Raw genomic sequence first — 22,616 nt, 5'->3', positions numbered from 1 at the left:
GAAAGCCGGGACGGCCGTCGTCACGAGCGATTGTCCTTCTTGCCGTCCTTGCCCGCCTCGCCGGCCTTCGGCTCGGCCTGCTTGAGGTAGCCGGTCACGGCGCGATCGGTGACGAGGTAGCGGCGGGCCACGTCGCGGACCTGATCGGCGGTCACGGCCTTGAGCCGCTCCGGCCATTCGCGGACGTCCTTGGCAGACAGGCCGGTGGCCCAGGAGGCGCCATAGATCCGGGCGAGGGTCGCCTGGTTGTCCTGCGCGTAAATGGTGTCGGCGATGAGCCGGGTCTTGGCGCGGGCCAGTTCCAGGTCATCGACCCCCTTGTCCTGCAGCTCGGCCACCACCGCATCCACGGCGGCCTCCAGCGTCTCGAGGCTCACGCCCGGGCGCGGCGAGGCATAGGCGACGAAGCGCGTCGCGTCGTAGGCCGTCCCCTGATACCAGGAGCCGGCACCGGCCGCGAGGCCCTTCTCCGCCACCAGCGTGCGGTACATGCGGCTGGTCTGTCCGCCGCCGAGGATGTGGGAGAGCACTTCCAGCGCTTCCGCATCGCCCGGCGCGGCGGTGCGAGCGGACGGCACGAGATAGGAACGCTGGAGGCTGGGCTGGGCGACGCGCGGGTCGGCGAGCGACACCCGCCGGTGGGCACGCGGCTCGGGCTCCTGCGGCCGGCTGCGCGGCGGAGTGTCGGCCTGGGCGACCTTGCCGTAGGTCTTTTCCGCCAGCGCCTTGACCTCGGCGGGGTCGACGTCGCCGGCCACCACCAGAAGGGCGTTGTTGGGGGCATAGAAGCGGCGGTAGAAGGCCAGGGCGTCCTCGCGGTTGAGGCCCTTGATCTCGTGTTCCCAGCCGATGATCGGGTGCTGGTAGGGATGGTTCACGTAGGTCGTGGCCTGCAGCACCTCGGAGAGGCGGGCACCGGGATCGTTGTCCGTGCGCATGCGACGCTCTTCCAGCACCACGTCGCGCTCGGGCAGCACCACCTCGTCGGAGAGCTTGAGGCCGCGCATGCGGTCGGCCTCGAAGCCCATCACGGTCTCAAGGTGCTCCTTCGCCACGCGCTGGAAATAGGCGGTGTAATCTTGCGAGGTGAAGGCGTTCTCCTGCCCGCCGAGCCGCGCCACCTCGGCCGAGAACTGGCCCTGGGGATGCGCATCGGTGCCCTTGAACATCAGGTGCTCAAGGAAATGGGCGATGCCGGACTTGCCCGGCTGCTCGTCGGCCGATCCCACCTTGTACCACACCATGTGGGTGACCACCGGGGTGCGGTGATCGGGGATGACCATGACCTGAAGGCCGTTGGCGAGCTTGAATTCGGTGACTTCGGGGCCCGCCGCGTCAGCAAGGCGGGGAGAAAATGCGGCCGCTCCAGCGGCGAGAATGGCAACCATGGCGAGACGGCTCATCTGCACGTGACGATCTTTCGGCATTCGACGCACCCGCGGGTGCGTCCGTCAAGGAAAGATAGGAGGCCCGCCGCCGCCGAAAAGGACCGGCCGGAGCGGTATCGGGCCGCGCCTGCAGACCGTTCGACCCTCGCGTCCGTCACTGGCGATCGAACAGGGTCGGCATCTTCCAGGGCTCCTTCTTCTCCTCCACCACGCCGTAGGGGGCATTGGGGGCGGGCGTCTGGTAGCCGGGCGGCGGCTGGATCAGGTTTTCACGGCTCGGCTCACCGTTGAACGTGAGCTGCTCCTGCTTGGCACCACCGAGCCCCGGGAAGCTGAACGAGCCCAGCTGGCTCGGCATCAGCACGTCGCGCGTGGAGCCGGCGCCCACCGGCTCGGTCGGCGCCGTGCTGTTGCCCACCGCCCGCTTCTTGTTGCGGTTCAGTTCGGACGGCATCAGCGGCTTGCCCGGATCATCGCGGAGGATCGGCTGCTTCGCCGCCTGCGCCGCGGCGGCGCGGCGCTGCTGGTCGTAATCCTTCGGCCAGTTGGGATTGACCTCGGCGGCGCTCTTCTGGGGCGCGGGAAGGGCATCCGGAACGCGCGGCGGCACCACGAGGGGCGCGCGCTCGCGATAGTCGATCTCCGGCTTCTCCTCTTCCTCCTTGAGGCCGAGGATCTGCATGGCGCTCTCGAAGATATTGGTGCTGCCGTCGAGGCTCTGCGCGGCGGCCGGGGCGGGCGCGGCGAGCATCACGGCAAAGGCGGCCAGCAGCACGCCGCCGCCGAGACGGCGCGGAGCCAGATGGAGTGCGGGGGGCAGAACGGTACCGACCGCGCGCGGCGCGGCATCAGCGCTATGCGGGAAAAGGGAAATCTCTCGCATGGGTCTCACGTCCTCGATGCCATCCTCTAATGCGTTCTCAAAGCATGCGCTCTCATAGCTCGCGCTCGGCCTTGGACCGGGGCGCCATTGGCGCGGCCGAGGGCGGCGATTTTGAGGCGCCACCGAGAAATGCATCGTAAAGAAGCAGGGCCACGCCCACAACAACCGCCACATCGGCCAGGTTGAACACGTACCAACGGTACCCGAAGGCGTGGAGCGACACGAAATCGAACACCGCGCCATAGACCACGCGGTCCACCGCATTGCCGATGGCGCCGCCGATCAGCAGGCCCAGCGCGAACGCCTCGAACCGGCTGCGGGCGCGGGCCAGCCACACGGCGAACAGGATGGCCGCCGCCACCTTGATGGCCACCAGCACCCAGCGCCCGGTCTCCCCCTGGGGAAACAGGCCGTAGCTGATGCCGTAATTCCACAGCGCGGCGAAGTCGATGAAGGGCGCGACGGGCTTGATCGGCGCATTCCAGGAGGCCGACCATGCGAGCACGAGGCCCTTGGAGGCCTGATCCGCCACCAGCACCGCGAGCGCGACGAGAAGACCGAAGAAGATGGGACGGCGCTGCAAGGGGCCTCTCTCAGGAACGGCCGCTCTGACCGATGGCCGGACGCGATCCGCCGTTCATAGACGAGCCGGCCCGCCCCGGCAACGCGAGGGCGGGCGGGGTTCGCTTCACTCCGCCGCAGCGCGGGCGGCGTAGAACTCCCTAAGCGCGGCGGCATCGCGCGGCGTCACGTCGGGGAATTCCGCGTCGCTGCCCACCTCGGGCGAGACCTTCCACGAGCGGGCGCACTTGGTGCCTTCCGCGCGAACCGGCACAACGGCCACGCCGGGCACGTCGGCAAGGCGGAAGGCATCGGCCGGCCCCTCGCCGCGGATCAGCTTCGCATCCGAGGTAATGGCGATCTCGGCGAGATCGAGCCCGGTGAGGGCCTCGGCCAGCGCGTCGTCGCTCACATGGACCTCGGGCGCGGCCTCAAGGGACGAGCCCATGCGCTTGGCGGCACGCTCGACTTCCAGAGCGCCGAGGACGACGCGACGGATGAGGCGGACCTTGCGCCACTGCTCCGCCAGAGCCTCGTCGCGCCACGCGGCGGGCGTCTCCGGAAAGGCGAGCAGATGGACCGAACCCTCTTCATCCCCGGTGCGGGCGATGTAGGCCTCCTCGCAGGTGAAGGCGAGGATGGGCGCGAGCCAGGTGATGAGGCGGTTGAACACCTCGTCCAGCACGGTCAGGCAGGCGCGCCGCGTCACCGAGGAGATGGGATCGCAATAGAGCGCATCCTTGCGGATGTCGAAATAGAAGGCCGACAGCTCGATGTTCATGAACTGGGCGAGCGCCGCGTGCACCTTCTTGTAGTCGAAGGCGCGATAGGCGGCGCGGATCTCCCCGTCCAGCTCGGCGAGCCGATGCAGGATGAAGCGCTCCAGCGACGGCATGTCCGCCACCGCCACCTTCTCCTCCGGCCGGTAGTGGTGCAGCGAGCCCAGCAGCCAGCGCAGCGTGTTGCGCAGCTTGCGGTAGGTATCGGCCGTGGTCTTGAGGATTTCCGGGCCGATGCGCAGGTCGTCCGCATAATCGGAGGCGCACACCCACAAGCGCAGGATGTCGGCGCCGGACTGCTTGATGACGTCCTGCGGCGAGGTGACGTTGCCCAGCGACTTGGACATCTTGCGGCCGTCCTCGTCGAGGACGAAGCCGTGGGTCAGCACCACGTCATAGGGCGGGCGGCCACGGGTGCCGCAGCTCTCCAGCAGCGAGGAATGGAACCAGCCGCGGTGCTGGTCCGAGCCCTCCAGATACATCACCTTGTCCCGGCCTTCGGGGGCGCGATCGGCCTTGACGTCGGGACGCACCTCCAGGGTGAAGGTGTGGGTGGAGCCGGAATCGAACCACACGTCGAGGACGTCATCCACCTTCTGCCAGCCCTCGGACGCGCGCTCGCCCAGGAAGCGGGCGGTGGCGCCCTCCTTGAACCAGGCATCCGCACCCTCGGCGGCGAAGGCCTCGGCGATGCGGGCGTTGACGGCGGCGTCCTTGAGGATTTCGACCGTGCCGTCGCCGTTGTCCTTCACGAACACGGCGATGGGCACGCCCCAGGCGCGCTGGCGCGAGACCACCCAGTCGGGCCGGTTCTCGATCATGCCCGTGATGCGGTTCTCGCCGGCCGCCGGCACCCACTCCACCGTCTTGATGCCGGCGAGCGCACGGGCGCGCAGGGTATCGGGCGCGTTGCCGGGGAGCGTCGCAGGACGCGGTGCCGCCTTGCCGTCCGCCGCGCGGATGTCCTGGTCCATGGCGATGAACCATTGCGGCGTGTTGCGGAAGATCACCGGCTTCTTGGAGCGCCAGGAGTGCGGGTACTGATGCTTCACCCGGCCGCGCGCCAGCAGGTTGCCGGCCTTGATGAGCGCGTCGATGACGGCGCCGTTGGCGTCGCCCTTCTCGCCCTTCTCGGTGATGACGCGCCGGCCCTCGAAGCCTGGCGCCTGGGAGGTGTAGAAGGAGTCCTCATCCACCGTGTAGGGGATGGCGGGATTGATGCCGCGCTCCTCCAGCCAGCGGCGATGATTCACCCACGCCTCGAAGTCCTCGCGGCCGTGGCCGGGAGCGGTGTGGACGAAGCCGGTGCCGGCGTCGTCCGTGACGTGCTCGGCCTCTAGCAGCGGCACCTTGAAGGTGTAGCCGCCGAGACCGAGGTCCGCGAGCGGGTGGGCGAGGATGAGGCTCGCCAGCACTTCAGCCGGCACGCCGCCCCACCGCTGGAAGGCGGTGACGCGGGCGGCCTTGAACACGTCGTCCGCCAGCTTGTCGGCAAGAATCAGGCGGTCGCCCGCTTTGGCCCAGTTGTCGGCGGGGGCGTCGATGACCTCATAGACGCCATAGGCGATCTTCGGCGAATAGGTCACCGCGCGGTTGCCGGGCATGGTCCAGGGGGTGGTCGTCCAGATGACGACGGTCGCGCCCTTCAGCTCGCCCTCGGACACTACCGGGAACTTCACCCACACCGTGTCCGAGGTGAAATCCTGGTACTCCACCTCCGCCTCGGCCAGCGCGGTCTTCTCCACCACCGACCACATGACCGGCTTGGAGCCGCGATAGAGCAGGCCGTTTTCGGCGAACTTCATAATCTCGCGGGCGATCTGCGCCTCGGCCATGAACGCCATGGTGGTGTAGGGACGGTCCCAGTCGCCCTCGACGCCGAGGCGCTTGAACTCCTTGCGCTGCTCGTTCAGCCAGTGCTCGGCATAGGCGCGGCATTCCTGGCGGAAGGCGACCATGGCGGCGGCGTCGGAGAAGTCGGGCTTCTGCTTGCCCTTCTTGCGGTAGTTCTCTTCCTCGATCTTCCACTCGATGGGAAGGCCATGGCAGTCCCAGCCGGGCACGTAGTTGGAGTCATAGCCCAGCATCTGCTGGGAGCGCGTCACCACGTCCTTCAGGATCTTGTTGAGCGCGTGGCCGATGTGGATGTTGCCGTTGGCATAGGGCGGGCCGTCGTGCAGCACGAAACGGTCGCGACCGCGGCCGGCCTCGCGCAGGCGCTCGTAGAGGCCGATGCGCGCCCAGCGGGCCAGCAGCTCCGGCTCCTTCTGGGGCAGGCCGCCGCGCATGGGGAAGGCCGTCTCCGGCAGGAACAGGGTCTTGGAATAGTCCGGGGCGGACGCCTTGGTCTCGGTGGCGCCGGACGTGCTGGGTTCGGTCATGGAAGGCTCGGGGGAAGAGGGCAGGGATCAGGCGAAAACACCCGGCGTCCCCCGCGCGCTCAAACGCGCCGGCGGGGGGCCGGGCCGATAATTCGCGCGCCGATGGCGAAGCCGGGGACGGCCGGGCCGCAGGCGCAGCGAAAGCTGATCCCGCCTATGGGCAGAAGGTGACGCATCGCACGGCTTATATCCGGCAAGCCCTGCGGAAAAAAGCCCATCCATGGCCGCAGCGCCTGTGCGCCTGCCCCGGAACGGAAAAAGCCCCGGCGCCGTGGCGCCGGGGCTCTTCCTGGTTCCCCTCTTTTTGAACCTGAACGGGGCGGCTTTGACCGCTCCCGAACCCTTGAACCGGGACGGCCGTGGCCGCCCCGGACCTGGGCCGAAGCTCAGGAGTGATACGCGCGCTCGCCGTGCTCGTTGATGTCGAGACCCTCGCGCTCCACGTCCGTGGAGGGACGCAGGCCGACGATGACCGAGATCACGAACAGGATGACGGCGGTGCCGACGCCCGACCACACCACGGTCACGCCGACAGCCTTGAGCTGGGCGATGACCTGGGCGGTCATGTCGTAGGCCGCGACCGCACCGGTGGTGTAGTCGTAGATGCCCGTGCCGCCCAGCGAGGGGCTCACCAGGATGCCAGTGGCGATGGCGCCGACGATGCCACCGATGCCGTGCACGCCGAACACGTCGAGAGCGTCATCATAGCCCAGCGCGTTCTTCACGGCGGTGCAGAAGATGAAGCAGATCGGCGACACGACGAGGCCGAGGACCAGCGAGCCCATGATGCCGGCGAAGCCCGACGGCGGGGTCACGGCGACGAGACCGGCGACGATGCCCGAGGCGAGGCCGAGCATGGAGGGCTTACCCTTCACCAGCCACTCCACGAACATCCAGGACATGCCGGCCGCGCAGGTGGCGATGAAGGTGTTCATCATCGCGAGGGCGGTGGTGGCATTGGCCTCGAGGTTGGAGCCGGCGTTGAAGCCGAACCAGCCGACCCACAGGAGGGAGGCGCCGACCATGGTGAGCGTCAGGGAGTGGGGCGAGAGCGCTTCCTTGCCGAAGCCCAGACGCTTGCCGACCATGATGCAGGCCACGAGACCGGCGATACCGGCATTGATGTGCACCACGGTGCCGCCGGCGAAGTCGATGGCGCCGAGCTGGAAGATGTAGCCCGAGTCCGCGTTCACGGCGTCGAGCGCAGCCTGCGCGGCGGCCTTCGCGGTGCCGTCAGCGGCGGCGGCGAGGGCCTTGGCGGCGGCATCGATCGCATCCGGGCCGGCCCAGTACCAAACCATGTGGGCAATGGGGAAGTACACGAAGGTGACCCACAGCGGCACGAACAGCACCACGGCGGAGAACTTCATGCGCTCGGCGAAGGCGCCGAAGATGAGGGCCGGGGTGATCATGGCGAAGGTCATCTGGAAGGCGATGTACACCCACTCCGGAATGGCCACACCCACCGAGAAGGTGGCGGCGAGGGATTCGCCCGTGACGCCTGAGAGGAACGCCTTGGAGAAGCCGCCGATGAAGGGCGAGCCGCCGGTGAAGGCGAGCGAGTAGCCGTAGAGCACCCAGATCAGGCCGACGATGCACACGCTGTAGGCGACCTGCATCAACACGGAGAGCATGTTCTTGGCGCGCACGAGGCCGCCGTAGAACAGGAACAGGCCTGGCACCGACATCATCAGCACCAGCAGCGCGGACGTGAGCATCCAGGCGACGTCGCCCTTGTTCACGGTGGGGGCGGCTGCAGCGGCGGGAACGGCGGTTGCGGCGTCAGTCGCCGGCGGGGCCGTCTGGGCCAGTACCGGCGCGGCTACCGCCAGCGCCAGAAGAAGCGCGGGAACCCCCACGCGGGACCACGTCTTGGACGTCATGGATGAATGCTCCGTGAAAGAGATGAGGCTCAAAGGGCGTCGGCGTCGGTCTCGCCGGTGCGGATGCGCACGGCGTGCTCGATCGGGATGACGAAGATCTTGCCGTCGCCGATCTGACCGGTCTTGGCGGACGCGGTGATCGCCTCCACCACCTTGGAGACCTGGTCGGCGGACACCGCGACCTCGATCTTCAGCTTCGGCAGGAAGCTCACGGCGTATTCGGCGCCGCGGTAGATCTCGGTGTGGCCCTTCTGACGCCCGTAGCCCTTGACCTCGGTCACGGTGAGGCCGTGTACACCGATACCGGTGAGGGCGTCGCGCACCTCCTCCAGCTTGAATGGCTTGATGATGGCCATGACGATCTTCATGGATCGGTCCCTGTCCCCTGATGCCGCTGCGCTTCGCATGAAGCCCGAGCGGTGTTTCTCGCGGCGGCTTCGCCGAGCGGGTCGGGGAGATCCGCGCCGCGGCTGGCAAGCCTGCGGCCAGAGGAATCAAGTACCGTGCCAAGAGAGTGGCAAGGCGGCGGATGCCGGGAGTCCCGTGCATATTTTTCCGCCACGGCGCGCGCCGCAGGGGCTTCGCCGCCTGCTCGCCGCTTTTAGTGCCTATTTTTTAATCTTAGCGCCCAAGGGAACGACACATATCGTTCGCACTTGCGTGATGACGCACTGCGGCGCCGAAGACGACGCCTGCCTATGCGCGCGGCGTTACCGGCCGCATGAGGCCTTCCTGTGCCGCCGAAGCAACCAGAATCCCGTCGCGGGTGAACAGCTCGCCGCGGCAGAACCCACGTCCGGCCGAGGCTGCCGGGCTTTCCTGGGTGTAGAGCAGCCAATCGTCGGCGCGGAACGGGCGGTGGAACCACAGGGCATGGTCGAGGCTCGCCACCTGCACGTCCTCATCGAACACGGACTTGCCGTGGGGCAGCAGCGCCGCTTGCAGCAGGGACAGATCGGAGGCGTAGGCGAGCACCGCCTGATGAATGGGCAGATCGTCCGGCAGCGGGCCGCGGGCACGGATCCAGATGCTCGGTCGGGCGCCCGCTGATCCGAGATAGGACATGTCCAGGCTGGTGGGCTTCACCTCCAGCGGCCGGTGCGCCATCCAGTCGCGGCCGGCGGCGCCGGGGAAGCGGGCGAGCAGGCGATCCCGCCACACCTCGTCGCCGGGCAGATCCTCGGGCTGGGGCACGTCGGGCATCTGGCTCTGGTGGGTGAAGCCCTCCTCGGGCTTCTGGAACGACACCGACATGCTGAAGATGGCTTCGCCATGCTGGATCGCCACCACCCGGCGGGTGGTGAAGGAGCGGCCATCGCGGATGCGGTCAACATCGTAGATGATGGGGACGGTCGGATCGCCGCCCAGCAGGAAATAGCCGTGCAGCGAGTGGGTGACGCGTGCGTCCTCCACCGTGCGGCGGGCGGCGACGAGGGCCTGGGCGATCACCTGCCCGCCGAACACCCGGCCCCCGGTGGGCGATACGCTGCGACCCCGGAACAGGTTGATCTCGAGCGGCTCGAGGTCAAGGATGCCGAGGAGCTTCTCCACGTCGGGATTCTGGGCGGTCATGCGGGGGGCTCGCCGACGGCAGCGCGCCCTCGGGGCGGCAGCGTCAATAGGTGGAACGGGATGCGGGTCGCGCGGTTCAGTCGAGGGCAGGACGCCACGCCCACGCCTCGACCGTCAACCCCAAAACGTCAGCTGGCTCCCCTATAGGCGAGCCGATCTGCCTTGGTCCGCGTACAACGAGAACAATCAGTAGGAGTGAAGGTCATGGGCTCCCCGAACGCACCGCTTCCGGAGACCGGCTGGTCCGCAAAACCGGCCGCCGCTTATGCTGCGCCGGCGGAACGGGCGGATGTCGCCATCGTCGGCGGCGGCCTCGCGGGTCTGAGCCTCGCCCTCGCCCTGCGCCAGGGCCTCGGCCCGGACGCCGACATTGCCCTTTACGATCCCACCCTCTCCCGTGCCGGGCTCGACGACGGCCGCTGCTCCGCCATCGCCGCCTGCGCGCGCCGCATGCTCACCAGCCTCGGCGTATGGCAGGAGCTTGCCGGCAAGGCCGAGCCCATGCGTACCATGGTGGTGACGGACAGCCGCACCAAGGACGTGGCGCGCCCCACCTTCCTCACCTTCGACGGCGATGTGGAGCCGGGTGAGCCGTTCGCCTTCATGGTGCCGAACCTCGATCTGCAGCAGGCGCTGGTGACGGCCGCCCGCTCCGCCGGCATCGATCTGCGCGAGGAGGCCGTGACCTCCTTCCGCAGCGAGGGCGGCGGCGTGGAATTGGCCTCCGCCTCGGGCGCACCGCTGCGCGCCGGCCTTCTGGTCGCCTGCGACGGCGCGCGCTCGCGCATCCGGGAGATGGCCGGCATCTCCACCGTCTCGTGGGGCTACGGGCAGAGCGGGATCACTTTCGTGGTGGAGCACGAGCGCCCGCACGAGGGCCGCGCCGAGGAGCATTTCCTGCCCGCCGGCCCGTTCGCCATCCTGCCCCTGCCGGGCAATCGCTGCTCGGTGGTGTGGACCGAGCGCACCGCCGATGCCGAGCGCCTTCTTGCCCTCCCCTCCGCCATCTTCCAGGAGGAGCTGGAGCAGCGCTTCGGCCATCGCCTCGGCTGGGTGAAGCCGGTGACGAAGCCCCGCGCCTATCCCCTCGGCTTCGCCATGGCCCGCGCCTTCATCGGCGACCGGCTCGCGCTGGTGGGCGATGCCGCTCATGTCATCCATCCCATCGCCGGGCAGGGCCTCAACATGGGCCTGCGCGATGTCGCCGCCCTCGCCGAGGTGGTGACGGATGCCGCCCGCGTCGGCCTCGATTTCGCCTCTCCCACCGTGCTGGAGCGCTACCAGCGCTGGCGGCGGTTCGACACCTTGGCCATGGGCGTCGCGACGGACGGGCTCAACCGGCTGTTCTCCAACCATTCCGACGCCCTGCGCGCCATCCGCGACGTGGGCCTCGGGCTGGTGGACCGCCTGCCCCGCCTCAAGGGCCTGTTCATCAAGGATGCGGCCGGCCTCACAGGCGAGGTGCCGAAGCTGCTCCGGGGCGAGACGCTCTAGAGGCGCGCGCTTCGCCATCTTGCCCTGCCCGGCCTCGCCTGCGAAAAGCCGGGCATGATCGTTCTCGACGATATTTCCCTGCGCCTTGCCGGGCGCCTGCTCATTGACCATGCCTCCGTCGCCCTCCCCGAGAACGCGCGCGTGGGCGTCGTCGGCCGCAACGGCTCGGGCAAGACCACGTTGTTCAAGGCGCTGGTGGGTGAGCTGGAGCTGGAATCCGGCGCTATCCGCCTGCACAACCGGACCCGCATCGGCCGCGTGGCGCAGGAGGCGCCGGCCGGGCCGGACAGCCTCATCGAGCGCGTGCTCGCCGCCGACACGGAGCGCGCGGCGCTGCTGCATGAGCGGGAGACCACGCAGGACCCCAACCGCATGGGCGAGATCGAGATGCGGCTCCTCGACATCGGCGCCCATGCGGCGCCGGCGCGGGCGGCCACCATCCTCGCCGGCCTCGGCTTCGACGAAAGCGCCCAGCAGCGGCCCTGCTCGGAATTCTCCGGCGGCTGGCGCATGCGCGTGGCCCTCGCCGCTTTGCTCTTCACCGAGCCGGACCTGCTGCTGCTCGACGAGCCCACCAACTATCTCGACCTTGAAGGCACCCTGTGGCTGCAGGACTACCTGGCGCATTATCCGCGCACGGTGATCCTCATTTCCCATGACCGCGACCTTCTGGACGAGAGCGTCGACCACATCCTCCACCTCACCGGGCAGAAGCTGACGCTCTACAAGGGCGGCTTCACCTCCTTCGACCGGCAGCGGCGCGAGCGGCTGCTCTTGGACCAGAAGGCGCGCAAGAAGCAGGAAATGCAGCGCGCCCACATGGAATCCTTCGTCGCGCGCTTCCGCGCCAAGGCCACGAAGGCGAAGCAGGCCCAGTCCCGCCTCAAGGCCCTCGCCCGCATGGAGCCCCTGGCCGCGCAGGTGAGCGAGGAGGCGGCGGCGATCTCCATCCGCCATCCGGAAAAGCTGCTCTCCCCGCCCATCGTGGTGCTGGAGAAGGTGGCGGTGGGCTATGTGCCCGGCCGGCCCATCCTCCAGAACCTCAATCTGCGCATCGACGAGGACGACCGCATCGCCCTCCTCGGCCCCAACGGCAACGGCAAGTCCACCTTCGCCAAGCTCCTCGCCGGCCGGCTGAAGGAGGAAAGCGGCCGGGTGGTGCGGGCGGACAAGCTGGAAGTTGCCTACCTCGCCCAGCACCAGATCGACGAACTGATCCCCGGCGACAGCCCCGCCCAGCATGTGCGGCGCCTGATGCCCGACGCGCCCGAGGCGCGGGTGCGGGCGCGGGCGGCGGAAATGGGCTTTTCCGGCGGCGCGGCGGACACGAAGGTGTCGTCCCTGTCGGGCGGCGAGAAGGCGCGGCTGCTGCTGGGGCTCGCCACCTTCCACGGGCCGCATCTGCTCATCCTCGACGAGCCCACCAACCATCTCGACATCGAGGCGCGCGCGGCGCTCATCGAGGCCATCAACGACTTCCCCGGTGCCGTCATCCTCGTCTCCCACGACCGGCACCTGCTGGAGGCCTGCGCCGAGCGGCTGTGGCGCGTCTCGGGCGGCACGGTGAAGGCCTATGACGGCGATCTCGACCAGTACAAGAGCGAGGTGCTCTCCCGTTCCGATGGCGACCGGATGACCGACAAAGGGCGCAAGGACCGCTCCGAGACCAAGGCGGAAGCCACCTCCGCCCCCGCGCCCCGCCGCATCGCCACCGGCCCGCTCAAGAAGCGCATCCGCGAGCTGGAAGGGGCGGTGGACAAGCTGACGCAGCAGATCGAGGGGCTGGATGCAAAGCTCTCCGACGCCGGCCTCCATGCTGCAAAGCCGCTGGACGCCGCCCGCTTCGCCAAGGAGCGGGCCGAGGCGGCGGACAAGCTGGCGCAGGCGGAAGAGGAATGGCTGGAGGTCAGCGCCGAGCTCGAGGCCGCGGGCGGCTGACCGGCGCGGCGGGGGCACCTTCGGGCGCCGTCTCCGGCTCACGCACCAGCGCCAGCAGGGCCTGTGCCGCCCGCGAATTGTAGCGGTCGGCGTGGCGCAAGGCGTAGAAACGCCGGGCCGGCAAGGTCAGGGGCAGTTGCTTCAGCGTGCCCATGGCGAGGCCCGAGGCGGTGACGAGATCGGAAATCACCGTCGCCCCAGCCCCCGCGGCGACCGCGCTCACCACCGCCTCGTTGGACGGCAATTCCAACACCACCTTCAGCCGGGACGGATCGACCCCCGACACGCGCAGGGCATCCTCGAACACCTGCCGCGTGCCCGAGCCCGGCTCGCGCAGCACGAAGGGCATGTCGAGGAGATCGGCCGGGGTCAGCGCCTTCAGCTCGGCCCGTGGATCATGGGCCGCCACCACCAGCACCAGCCGGTCGCCGGGGACCGCGACCTTGGCAAGAAGCATTTCCTCGACTTCACCTTCCACGAAGCCGAGATCGGCATCACCGGCCCGCACGGCGGAGGCCACCTGCGCGGTGTTGCCGATCACCACTTCCAGCGCGATGTCGGGATAAAGCTTGTGGAAGCGGTGGAGCAGCGGGCCGAGCCAGTAATTGGCGATGGTCTGGCTGGCGTGGATGGACAACCGGCCACGCCTGAGGCCGGACAGATCGGCCAGGATCGTCTCGGCCGCGCCAGCACGGGCCAGCACGGCCTCGGCTTCGGGAACGAAGACGCGCCCGGCTTCCGTCAGTTCGATGCGGCGTCCGACGCGGTGGAAGAGGGCGACGCCGCAGGAGGCCTCAAGGGCCGCGACAGAAGCGCTGACCGCCGACTGGGTCATGTTCAGCGTTTCGGCGGCGCGGGTCATGTGGAGCGCGCGGGCGACGGCGACGAAGACCTTCAGTTGCTCCAGCGTCATTCGCGCCCGATGACCCCCACGCTCAAACGCCGCGCGGGCTTGAGTACGCCGCGCTCAAACGCCGCGCGGGCTCAATGAAAAGGCCCGTGAGGCATGCTCACGGGCCTTTGGTATCACATGAAGGTCTTGATGAGGATGAAGCTCAGCCCGGAGATGAACAGCCACGCGGCGGCACCGAGCAGGAGGGGCTTGATGCCCTTGAGCCGCAGCTTGCGCATGTCCGTCTCCAGCCCCATGGCGCCCAGCGCCACGGCAAGCAGGAACGTGGTGGTGGTGGCCACCGGCATCTTCACCTCCGGCGGCACGTAGCCGCTGGACGCGACCATCACCATGGCGATGAAGCCGAACACGAACCACGGCATAGGGGGGCTCGCATGGCCGGCCGACTTGTCGCCGCGCGCCCGCATCACCGCCGCCGCGCCGAGGCCGATCACGAGGGGCGCCAGCAGCATCACCCGCGAGAGCTTCGCCACGGTGCCGAACTCGCCGGCCTGCTGGCCGCCCTGGAAGGCCGCCGCCACCACCTGCGCCACCTCATGGATGGAGGCGCCGGTCCACAGGCCGAAGGCATGGGCGTCGAAGCCGGTGAACGGGATCAGCGCCGGCATCAGCAGCATGGACAGAGAGCCGAAGATGGTGACGCAGGCCACCGCATAGGCCACGTCCTCGTCCGATCCGCGCGTCACCGTATTGGTGGCGATCACTGCCGAGGCGCCGCAGATTGCGGTGCCGGCGGCGATCAGCTCCGAGAGCTGCCGGTCCACGCCCATGGCGCGGCCGATCCAGCGGGTGACGAAGAATGTGGCGAACAGGGTGAAGGCGACGATGGAGAAGCCCACCACGCCCACCGAGCGCACCTGCTCGAAAGTGAGCTGCAGGCCCAGCAGCACGATGGCGAAGCGCAGGATGCGCCGCAGCGCGAACTTCACGCCCGGCTTGATGATGGCCGCCGTGCCGAAGATGTTGTGCAGCGCCATGCCGATGACGATGGCGAGGATGAGCGGGCTGACGAGCCCCATCCCCGGCACCTGCCGGATGGCATAGGCCGCGGCCGCGATCACCACCGTGTAGGCAAGCCCCGGCAGGATGCCGCCGAAGGCCGTCACCAGCGGACCGCTCGAAGACGGCGCGGAGACGGGGGGCACGGCGGGAATGAGCGCGGGATCGGTCAGGTGCTTGTCGGTCATGGCAGGGGTCCTCTTGCGACGAGGATGCCCCCCTGCCATAGATCGATCAAACGAGTTGTTTTTCTACAATTGATCGAATTATTCGATCAGCGCACCACCACGCCCCGCCGCACAACCGTGTTGCCGGCCGGGCCGCGCGTGGCGCCCACATGGCGGCAGACACCGTTTCGGCAGCTGGTGGCGCCCACGTGGCCGACCGGGCCGCGGGCGTAGGGGCCATAATAGCGGTTCCACTGGCCATACCAGGGCCGACCCACATAATGGGTGTTCCAGTAGGACTGGTTGAACGCCACCGCGGCGATGCCGAGGCCCGCCGCAACCGCCGCCGTCATCACCACCGGCGAGGCACCGGCGGAGGGCACGACCTTGATGTATTGCGCCGCCATCCAGCCGCGTACGTTGCCCAGCGCGACATCGCACCAGGTATAGTCTGCGAGACAGCCATAGGTCTGGAGCGCGGCGCCGGCCGGAACCGTGACGACCGCGGGGAAGCTGGTGCTCGGCCCCGCCCGAAGGTTCACATTCGTCACGGCCACCGCCGGCTGGGCCGCCGCGGCAGCACCGGCAGCAACGACGCCGGCCAGCATGACGGCTGCTCCGGCCAGCGCGCGCAGGCGCGATCCAAAATCGAAACGTATCGACACCAGCATCTCCATCATCGGGATCTGGCGCCGTAGCCTAGCTTCGGATCGTTACCGGCGCGTTGCATGATTTTGCAATCTGCAACGCTCAGCGCTCGGCGAAGGCTTTCTCGACCACATACGTCTCCGGCCGGTTGCCCGCGCCTTCCACGAAATCGCGCGATTCGAGAAGCGCCTTGGTGTCGGCAATCATCTGGGGGGAGCCGCACAGCATCACCCGGTCGTGCTCGGCGTCGAGGTCTGGAAGGCCGAGGTCGGCGAAGAGCTGGCCGCTCTCCATGAGGTCGGTGACGCGGCCGCGATTGCGAAACGGCTCGCGGGTGACGGTCGGATAGTGCAGCAGCTGCGCCTGCGCATATTCGCCGAGGAAATCGTGCGCCTTCAGGTCCGCCACCACCTGCTCGCCATAGGCGAGTTCCGCCACCTCGCGGCAGCCATGGACGAGGATGATGTGCTCGAACCTTTCATAGGCCTCCGGGTCCTTGGCGATGGAGACGAAGGGCGCGAGGCCCGTGCCCGTGGCGAGCAGATAGAGGCGCTTGCCCGGCTTGAGATTGTCCAGCAGCAGCGTGCCCGTGGGCCGGCGGCCGACGAGAATGGGATCGCCGGGCTGCAGCATCTGGAGGCGGGATGTGAGCGGCCCATCCGGCACCTTGATGGAGAAGAATTCCAGCTGCTCCTCGTGCGGCGCGCAGGCGAGCGAATAGGCCCGCAGCAGCGGCTTCTCGTTCACGTCGAGGCCGATCATGGTGAACTGGCCGCTCTTGAAGCGGAAGGCACTGTCGCGGGTGGCGGTGAAGGAGAAGAGGCGGTCGGTCCAGTGGCGGACCTCAAGGACGGTCTCGGTGTTCAGATTGCTCATGATCGCCTCACGCTTCAGCCGGCGCCGGGGAGAAAGCGCTCTCGAACTTGCCGTCCACGTTCATCCACTGCGCGGCATCCGCCGGCGGCTCCTTCTTCTCGGCGATGTTGGGCCACAGGGCCGCATATTTTGCATTGAGCGCGATCCACGGCGCGGCGGCCGGATCGCTGTCGGCGGAGATGGCGGCCGCCGGGCATTCCGGCTCGCAGACGCCGCAGTCGATGCACTCGTCGGGCTTGATGACGAGCATGTTCTCGCCTTCATAGAAGCAGTCCACCGGACAAACGGCGACGCAATCCATGAATTTGCAGCGGATACACTTGTCGGTGACGACGTAGGCCATGGGGCAGGTCCGGTTGTTGTTCGATCTTTATTTTAACCGGAGGGCGCCGCGCTCCTGAGGACTAAGGCCTTGCATGGTCAATTAATTGCAGATTTTCTGACCATCGGGAGGATGTGGAAATAGTCATGTAAAACGCCGTCGTCCTCCGACTTGACCGGAGGACCCCTGACGACGTTTGTCCCTGTCTTACCAAGCCAGCAACGATGGAAAGATAGGCCCTCCGGTCAAGCCGGAGGGCGACGGCATCAGGTTGCTAAGCCTCACACCACCTCGGCCAGGTTCGCCCCATTGAGGTTCACAGCCAGACCTTTCAGAGCATCCTCGTTCAGCTCGCCGCCCATGGCCTTCAAGCTCTCCTCGCGGATAAGCGCGCCGAGGTCAGCCCGAAGCTGCACGAATTCCGGGGTCAGCTGGAGGGCGGCATCGCGCGGACGCGGCAGGGGGACGGTCACCTCGGCCTTGATGGTCCCGGGGCGGGCGGTCATCACGTAGATGCGGTCGGAAAGGAAGATCGCTTCGTCGATGTCGTGGGTCACGAACAGGACGGAGATGCCCAGCCGCTGCCAGAGGTTGGTGAGGATCTGCTGCATGATGACCCGCGTCTGCGCATCGAGCGCACCGAACGGCTCGTCCAGCAACAATACCTTCGGCCCGGTGGCGAGCGCCCGGACGATGCCCACGCGCTGCTTCATGCCGCCGGAGAGGCGGTCTGGATAGTGGTCCTCGAAGGCGGACAGGCCGGCGAGGCCAAGCAGCGTGCGCGCGGCAACCGCCCGCTCGGACTTGCCCATGCCGCGCATCTTGAGGCCGAACTCCACGTTCTCCCGCACCGTCTTCCAGGGGAAGAGCGAATATTGCTGGAAGACCATGCCCCGATCGGCGGAGGGGCCCTTCACCGGCTCGCCATCCACCGTGACCGCGCCGGAGGTGGGCTTGAGAAAGCCCGCCACTGCGTTGAGGAACGTAGACTTGCCGCAGCCCGACGGCCCGATGATGGAGACGAACTCGCCGGGATTCACCACGAGGTCCGCATCGCGCACCGCGATGACGGCGCCGTCGATGGTGTCGTAGGCGAGGTTGAAGTCGGAGACTTCGATGAGGCCGGTCCTCGCCGGCGCGGTCGCGGGGATCGCCATGATGGCCTCACTTGGCCCGCGACCAGGGCGTCACAGCCCGGCCCGCGATGCGGATGAGAAACGAGGAGCCGAGCCCGAGCACGCCGATGGTAATCATGCCCAATGCGATGTCCGGATACTGCACCAGCGAGTAGGCCTCCCAGGTGAAATAGCCGATGCCGAACTGGCCGGAGATCATCTCGGCCGCGATCAGCGAGACCCAGGCGACGCCCATGCCGACCGTGAGGCCGGTGAACACCTGCGGCAGCACGGCGGGGAAATAGACTTCGCGAAAGGTCGCCCGCTCTGTGGCGCCGAGGCAGCGGGCGGCGCGCACCAGTACCTCGTCCACATTCGCCATGCCGTGCAGGGTGTTGATGAGGATGGGGAAGAACGAGCCGAGGAAGGTGATGAAGACGATGCTTTCCTCGTTGGTCGGCCACAGCATGATGGACATGGGCACCCAGGCGATGGCCGGGATGGGCCGCAGCACTTCCGAGACGGGAAAGACGAACTCCTTCAAGAGCTGAAAGCGCCCCATCAGCAGGCCCAGCGGCACCGCCACCACGGCGGCCAGCGCGAAGCCGATGAAGATGCGCCGGCAGGAAATGTAGATGTGATTGAGGAAGGCGCCCGTGGAGAACGCCGTACGCGCGCTCTCCAGCACCTGCTCGGGCGAGGGCACGTTGATGAAGCGCACGTAGAAGGTCATGCGGTTCACCGTCACCACATGCCAGGCGAGGATGAACAAGCCGATGGCCAGCGCCCCGAGCAGTGTGGCGCGGATGGTGCCCGCGTTGAGCTTCAGCCAGCGCCGCGCCCGCCCCGCGAAGGAACGGTCGGGCGCCGGCATCGCCGCCACCGCGTCCCGCTCCGGCCGCAGCACGATGTGTCCCGGGACGGTCGGCCGGGCGGTCAACCCGTCGGCGAGATGGAGCGGCGATGCGACGGGCGCAGACTTTACGGCGGCTTTCATGGCAATGCTGTTCATGGCGCTCACCCGCGGGCCGCGGACGCGGCTTTCAGCGCATCGGGGAAGGGCAGCACCTTGCCGCCGCCCTTGGCCGCGGCCGCCTCGGCATCGGCCTTCAGCATGAAGGGCTCGATCTGCGTCTTCCCGTCCTTGGTGGAGACGGCATAGAAGGCGTCGGTGGCGAACAGCTTGATGCCGCGGGCGGTGTCGAACAGATAGGTCATGTTGATCTTCTTGCCGGCCGCGTTCAGCTCGGCCAGCGCGCCAAGGGTGCAGGCGGCGCTGGAATAGGGCTTGATGCCTTCGCCCTCCACCCAGATCTCGCCGGCCTTGCGCGGCTCGGAGATCTTGACCTTGCAAAAGGTGTCATCGCCGGCGACCTCGTAATTGGAGAGGCTCTTCAGCTGCGCCTCGTAATCGAGGCCGAGTTCCTTGTAGGCCTGGCGGACATAGCTGTCGTTCACCCAGGCCTTGACGTCGAATTCCTTCATGCGGCCGAGCTTCTGCAGCACCGCGGCGTCCTGCGCGGCGTCCTCCACCAGTTGGGGCTTGATGGTGGGGTCCATGGTCATGATGCCGCCCGGGCCGAGGAAGATGTAGACCACTTCCTTGTCGATGCCCGTCCACTTGGCGATCTTCTCGGCGGCTTCCTTCGGGTCCTTGCGGACCCAGTCATTGGCCTCGATGACCGCCTTGATGTAGCCGACCACGACCTCGGGATACTTCTCGGCGAAGTCCGTGCGCACCACGACGCCGTGCCAGGTGGGGGCGTTGGTCTCCACACCGTCGAAGATCTTGCGGGCGAAACCGCGGAAGGGGAGCAGCTCGGCGAAGGGTACGAAATCGGCGTGGGCGTCGATTTTCTTTTCCTGGAGGTTGGTGGAGCCCACCTCCGGAGACTGGCTGACCAGGCGGAAATAGTCCGCCGGCCAGTTCTTGTCCTGCATGGCTTTCAGGATCATGCCATGGGCCGCGGAGCCGAACGGCACGCTCAGCACCTTGCCCTTCAGATCGCTCAGTTCGTAATAGGGCGAGTCCTTGTTCACCACCACGCCGTTGCCGGAGCCGTAGATGTTGTAGGCGGCGACCGCGATGAGCTGGGACTTGGATTGGGGATTGGACTGGAAGGTGTAGCCGTTCACCACCAGCGGGTAATCGCCCATGCCGCCGAACTGCAGCTTGTCGGCCATCATGCCGTTGGTGACGGGCGGGCCGGAGGTGAAGTTCTGCCACTCGATGTTGTAGGTGGCGCCGGCATATTTGCCGTCCTTCGGCAGATACTTGTCGAGAAGCTTCAGCTCCTTGATGACGACGCCCGTGGTCACCGTATTGGTCGTGGTGTCCTGCGTGCCGATGCCGATGTTGATGGTCTCGGCGGCGGCGGGAAGCACGGCGGCGCAGCTGGTCGCGAGGGCAAGGGCAAAGGCGCGAAGAATGCTGGGGCGAAACGGGTTCATCAGATCCACCTCTCGGGGCTAAGACGGCTCTCGACGGTGATCTTCAGGCGTCAGGTTCGATCCGTTCAAAGGAAGATGCGGCCGAGGTGTCGATTAGTTGCCTCCTTTGCGGACCCGCCTTATTTTTCATCAATACGCGCATTTCTGGAGCGCGAGACCGCGATCCGCCTCACCGGTCGCCCCGCATCACGTGCAGCGCTTCGAGGTCGTAGACCACGATCTTGGCCTTCTCCGCCTTCAGAACACCCTGTTCCTGCAAGCGCTTGAGACTGATCGTGACCCATTGGCGGGTGGCGCCCACCATGTGGGCTAGGTCTGCGTGGGTGAAGGCGGAGCCGATGGCGATAGCGCCCTCCTCCTTCACGCCATAGGTGTCGGCGAGATGTATCAGGAGGTGAGCGAGGCGTTCGGTGACCGAGCGGGTGCCTAGCATCTGGGCAAGGGCCGAATAGCACTTCCCCTTGAAGGTGAGCCCCTCGATGAGGCCGATGGCAAAGGCCGGGACCTGGGCGATCAGCCGGCGGAGGGTCTTTCCGGTCAGGTGGACGACGACGCTGTTGGTTGCCGCGACCCCGGACCAGACGTGCTGGCCCTGGCCGAACAGCTCCGGCCCTCCGACGAAATTGCCCGCGCTCCAATAGGCGAGCGTGATCTCCCGGCCGGACGGCGCGATGTAGAAGACCCGGATGCGGCCGCTCTCGATCAGGAAGATGCCATCGTGCGGCGTGCCTTGGGAGAACAGCATCTTGCCGCGATAGACCACCCGCTTCTGGCCCTCGCGCAGGACCTCCTCCCGCTCCTTCGCCGTCAGGCGTTGGAACAGCAGCGGAGGCCCGTTCGTGAGCGCGGCATTCTCGGTGAGCAGCAGCGCCTGCGCGGGATTGGACCCGGCCAGGAGGGGCGATGCGGCGGGCACTGTTTGGGCGTGCAGGGGGGCAGACTGCATGCGAGGCTCTCCCGTTTGGACGGCTTCCAAGCGGCAAGAAGCATACCAGCCATAAGATCAGTTCGTCGATTTTTTTAATCGACTATTTCCTGTCGAACAGCGCCAGCGCCTCGGGCGCGAGCACGCCGCCGGTGATCTCCACCTTCAGGAAGGGCGCAGCGTCCGCCATCGTTCGCGCCACATCGAGGGCCGGCATGCCGATCTGCGGCTGCCGGCCATACTTCGCAGCCACCTGCTCAAGCGAGGCGCCGAAGACCACGCGGTTGAGCCCGCACCAGAGGATCGCGCCCATGCACATGGGGCAGGGCTCCGCCGAGGCATAGAGGGTCGCGCCCTTCAGCTCTTCCGCCGGCCGGGCGGCGAGGAAGCGGCGGATCGCCACCATCTCTGCGTGGGCCGTGGGATCGTTCAGTTGCCGACCGAGATTCGGGCCTCGCGAAAGGATGTCCCCACCCCGCACGATCACCGCGCCGAAGGGAAAATCGGATCTTGCGGCGATGGCGATCGCCTCGCGCATCAGTCCTACATCCTCCGGCCGCGGCGGACCCAGCACAGCATCCGCCCGGGTCTCGCGCGGGAAGAAGGACAGCACACCGCCAGCCGCCGTCATCGCGAGACCCGCCAGGATGCCACGGCGGCTCGGGGCTGGTGCGGCCCGCGCCGGCTGTCCGGGTAGTGCCGTATCTTTTGCGGCCATGGCGGTCCCCCCTGTTGCCGGGAAGCTGACCATGCGGCGCGCGCGGGAGCAACCGCCGGCGAGAGTGGCCGGACAAAGAAAAGGCCCGGGCTTGAGGCCCGGGCCGATTTCTAAACAGCGCGTGTTAGCCCGCGCTCAGTGCGTGGTGGCGCCGGTCCGGTCGCGCTCCAGCGCCTCGTAGACCTGCTGCAGGTCGGCCAACTGGCGGGAGGCCCGCTGCTTGGCGTCGTCTCCGCTGGCGTCGTTCACGTCCTCGCGGGCGTCCTGGATCTGCTGCGCGAGAACGGCGAGGTCAAGCTCTTCGACCGGCTTCGCCTCTTCGGCGAGGATGGTGAGGCCAGCCGGATTCACCTCGGCGAAGCCGCCGCGGACGAAATAGCGGCGCGCGCCGCCGTCGGCCTTGATGGTGAGGATGCCGGGCTTGAGCATGCCGATGAAGGGGGCATGGCCGGCCAGCACGCCGAACTCGCCTTCCGCGCCCGGCACGATCACCTCGGTCACGGCGCCGGAAAAGACGAGGCGCTCGGGGGAGACCAGCTCAAAAGGTAAGGTCGCCATCTGTTCAATCTCCGGGTCGTCCCCGCCGGGGATCCCGCGGGAGCC

General features: G+C 67.7%; 20 protein-coding genes. 2 read left to right on the top strand and 18 right to left on the bottom strand.

Features of this window, described 5'->3' with window-relative positions:
* Positions 1-20: 20 nt before the first annotated feature.
* The 7 genes from ACT54R_RS24055 to tesB form a co-directional block, all read right to left on the bottom strand.
* A complete protein-coding gene (locus ACT54R_RS24055) occupies positions 21-1,427 on the bottom strand; it encodes a M16 family metallopeptidase (RefSeq protein ID WP_476331147.1) in 1,407 nt (468 codons plus the stop codon).
* Positions 1,428-1,542: 115 nt separating this feature from the next.
* Complete coding sequence (locus tag ACT54R_RS24050; RefSeq protein ID WP_476331144.1) at positions 1,543-2,271, bottom strand: hypothetical protein; 729 nt, start codon at positions 2,269-2,271, stop codon at positions 1,543-1,545.
* A gap of 52 nt (positions 2,272-2,323) precedes the next feature.
* Positions 2,324-2,854 (bottom strand): signal peptidase II, encoded by a 531-nt coding sequence (lspA, locus tag ACT54R_RS24045; protein WP_476331141.1) that lies wholly within the window; start codon positions 2,852-2,854, stop codon positions 2,324-2,326.
* Between the two features lie 105 nt (positions 2,855-2,959).
* Entirely contained in the window at positions 2,960-5,992 is a 3,033-nt protein-coding gene (ileS, locus tag ACT54R_RS24040; RefSeq protein ID WP_476331138.1) for an isoleucine--tRNA ligase, read from the bottom strand.
* A gap of 386 nt (positions 5,993-6,378) precedes the next feature.
* Positions 6,379-7,875, bottom strand: coding sequence for an ammonium transporter (locus ACT54R_RS24035; RefSeq protein WP_168457158.1), 1,497 nt, complete (start codon positions 7,873-7,875; stop codon positions 6,379-6,381).
* 29 nt (positions 7,876-7,904) lie between these two features.
* Positions 7,905-8,243, bottom strand: a complete 339-nt coding sequence (locus tag ACT54R_RS24030) for a P-II family nitrogen regulator (protein ID WP_024276769.1) — start codon at positions 8,241-8,243, stop codon at positions 7,905-7,907.
* 328 nt (positions 8,244-8,571) lie between these two features.
* Positions 8,572-9,447, bottom strand: a complete 876-nt coding sequence (gene tesB / locus ACT54R_RS24025) for an acyl-CoA thioesterase II (RefSeq protein ID WP_476331135.1) — start codon at positions 9,445-9,447, stop codon at positions 8,572-8,574.
* A 204-nt stretch (positions 9,448-9,651) separates the two neighbouring features.
* Here tesB and ACT54R_RS24020 point away from each other — a divergent pair, with 204 nt between their 5' ends.
* Complete coding sequence (locus ACT54R_RS24020) at positions 9,652-10,941, top strand: ubiquinone biosynthesis hydroxylase (protein ID WP_476331132.1); 1,290 nt, start codon at positions 9,652-9,654, stop codon at positions 10,939-10,941.
* Between the two features lie 54 nt (positions 10,942-10,995).
* A complete protein-coding gene (locus ACT54R_RS24015) occupies positions 10,996-12,879 on the top strand; it encodes an ABC-F family ATP-binding cassette domain-containing protein (protein ID WP_476331129.1) in 1,884 nt (627 codons plus the stop codon).
* Here ACT54R_RS24015 and ACT54R_RS24010 read toward each other — a convergent pair.
* The 11 genes from ACT54R_RS24010 to ACT54R_RS23960 form a co-directional block, all read right to left on the bottom strand.
* Positions 12,848-13,792 carry a LysR substrate-binding domain-containing protein gene (locus ACT54R_RS24010; RefSeq protein WP_476331127.1) on the bottom strand — a complete coding sequence of 315 codons (945 nt, stop codon included), beginning with the start codon at positions 13,790-13,792 and terminating at the stop codon, positions 12,848-12,850. The genes ACT54R_RS24015 and ACT54R_RS24010 overlap by 32 nt on opposite strands.
* A 113-nt stretch (positions 13,793-13,905) precedes the next feature.
* Positions 13,906-14,979: a YeiH family protein gene (locus ACT54R_RS24005; RefSeq protein WP_476331124.1), complete on the bottom strand. Its 1,074-nt coding sequence runs from the start codon at positions 14,977-14,979 to the stop codon at positions 13,906-13,908.
* 86 nt (positions 14,980-15,065) lie between these two features.
* Positions 15,066-15,623, bottom strand: coding sequence for an SH3 domain-containing protein (locus tag ACT54R_RS24000; protein ID WP_476331121.1), 558 nt, complete (start codon positions 15,621-15,623; stop codon positions 15,066-15,068).
* An 85-nt stretch (positions 15,624-15,708) separates the two neighbouring features.
* Positions 15,709-16,482: a ferredoxin--NADP reductase gene (locus ACT54R_RS23995; RefSeq protein ID WP_476331119.1), complete on the bottom strand. Its 774-nt coding sequence runs from the start codon at positions 16,480-16,482 to the stop codon at positions 15,709-15,711.
* A gap of 7 nt (positions 16,483-16,489) precedes the next feature.
* A complete protein-coding gene (fdxA, locus tag ACT54R_RS23990; RefSeq protein WP_476331116.1) occupies positions 16,490-16,825 on the bottom strand; it encodes a ferredoxin FdxA in 336 nt (111 codons plus the stop codon).
* 260 nt (positions 16,826-17,085) lie between these two features.
* Positions 17,086-17,961, bottom strand: coding sequence for an ABC transporter ATP-binding protein (locus ACT54R_RS23985; protein WP_476331113.1), 876 nt, complete (start codon positions 17,959-17,961; stop codon positions 17,086-17,088).
* Positions 17,962-17,968: 7 nt separating this feature from the next.
* Positions 17,969-18,793, bottom strand: a complete 825-nt coding sequence (locus tag ACT54R_RS23980; RefSeq protein ID WP_476331391.1) for an ABC transporter permease — start codon at positions 18,791-18,793, stop codon at positions 17,969-17,971.
* Positions 18,794-18,936: 143 nt separating this feature from the next.
* Entirely contained in the window at positions 18,937-20,370 is a 1,434-nt protein-coding gene (locus tag ACT54R_RS23975; RefSeq protein WP_476331110.1) for an ABC transporter substrate-binding protein, read from the bottom strand.
* 169 nt (positions 20,371-20,539) lie between these two features.
* Positions 20,540-21,316, bottom strand: coding sequence for a Crp/Fnr family transcriptional regulator (locus ACT54R_RS23970; RefSeq protein WP_168457147.1), 777 nt, complete (start codon positions 21,314-21,316; stop codon positions 20,540-20,542).
* A gap of 82 nt (positions 21,317-21,398) precedes the next feature.
* Positions 21,399-22,013, bottom strand: a complete 615-nt coding sequence (locus ACT54R_RS23965; RefSeq protein ID WP_476331106.1) for a nucleoside deaminase — start codon at positions 22,011-22,013, stop codon at positions 21,399-21,401.
* Positions 22,014-22,148: 135 nt separating this feature from the next.
* Positions 22,149-22,571 (bottom strand): F0F1 ATP synthase subunit epsilon, encoded by a 423-nt coding sequence (locus ACT54R_RS23960; protein WP_168457146.1) that lies wholly within the window; start codon positions 22,569-22,571, stop codon positions 22,149-22,151.
* Positions 22,572-22,616: the final 45 nt, after the last annotated feature.

Source organism: Xanthobacter sp. DMC47 (assembly GCF_056313845.1).
The sequence above is the reverse complement of the archived record's forward strand: the minus strand, read 5'-3'. Positions and strand labels throughout refer to the sequence as shown.

Coding starts and splice junctions, on each gene's coding strand:
- ACT54R_RS24055 (WP_476331147.1), bottom strand. CDS start 1,427: ATGCCGAAAGATCGTCACGTGCAGATGAGCCGTCTCGCCATGGTTGCC.
- ACT54R_RS24050 (WP_476331144.1), bottom strand. CDS start 2,271: ATGCGAGAGATTTCCCTTTTCCCGCATAGCGCTGATGCCGCGCCGCGC.
- ileS (WP_476331138.1), bottom strand. CDS start 5,992: ATGACCGAACCCAGCACGTCCGGCGCCACCGAGACCAAGGCGTCCGCC.
- ACT54R_RS24035 (WP_168457158.1), bottom strand. CDS start 7,875: ATGACGTCCAAGACGTGGTCCCGCGTGGGGGTTCCCGCGCTTCTTCTG.
- ACT54R_RS24030 (WP_024276769.1), bottom strand. CDS start 8,243: ATGAAGATCGTCATGGCCATCATCAAGCCATTCAAGCTGGAGGAGGTG.
- tesB (WP_476331135.1), bottom strand. CDS start 9,447: ATGACCGCCCAGAATCCCGACGTGGAGAAGCTCCTCGGCATCCTTGAC.
- ACT54R_RS24020 (WP_476331132.1), top strand. CDS start 9,652: ATGGGCTCCCCGAACGCACCGCTTCCGGAGACCGGCTGGTCCGCAAAA.
- ACT54R_RS24015 (WP_476331129.1), top strand. CDS start 10,996: ATGATCGTTCTCGACGATATTTCCCTGCGCCTTGCCGGGCGCCTGCTC.
- ACT54R_RS24010 (WP_476331127.1), bottom strand. CDS start 13,792: ATGACGCTGGAGCAACTGAAGGTCTTCGTCGCCGTCGCCCGCGCGCTC.
- ACT54R_RS24005 (WP_476331124.1), bottom strand. CDS start 14,979: ATGACCGACAAGCACCTGACCGATCCCGCGCTCATTCCCGCCGTGCCC.
- ACT54R_RS23995 (WP_476331119.1), bottom strand. CDS start 16,482: ATGAGCAATCTGAACACCGAGACCGTCCTTGAGGTCCGCCACTGGACC.
- fdxA (WP_476331116.1), bottom strand. CDS start 16,825: ATGGCCTACGTCGTCACCGACAAGTGTATCCGCTGCAAATTCATGGAT.
- ACT54R_RS23985 (WP_476331113.1), bottom strand. CDS start 17,961: ATGGCGATCCCCGCGACCGCGCCGGCGAGGACCGGCCTCATCGAAGTC.
- ACT54R_RS23980 (WP_476331391.1), bottom strand. CDS start 18,793: ATGCCGGCGCCCGACCGTTCCTTCGCGGGGCGGGCGCGGCGCTGGCTG.
- ACT54R_RS23975 (WP_476331110.1), bottom strand. CDS start 20,370: ATGAACCCGTTTCGCCCCAGCATTCTTCGCGCCTTTGCCCTTGCCCTC.
- ACT54R_RS23970 (WP_168457147.1), bottom strand. CDS start 21,316: ATGCAGTCTGCCCCCCTGCACGCCCAAACAGTGCCCGCCGCATCGCCC.
- ACT54R_RS23965 (WP_476331106.1), bottom strand. CDS start 22,013: ATGGCCGCAAAAGATACGGCACTACCCGGACAGCCGGCGCGGGCCGCA.
- ACT54R_RS23960 (WP_168457146.1), bottom strand. CDS start 22,571: ATGGCGACCTTACCTTTTGAGCTGGTCTCCCCCGAGCGCCTCGTCTTT.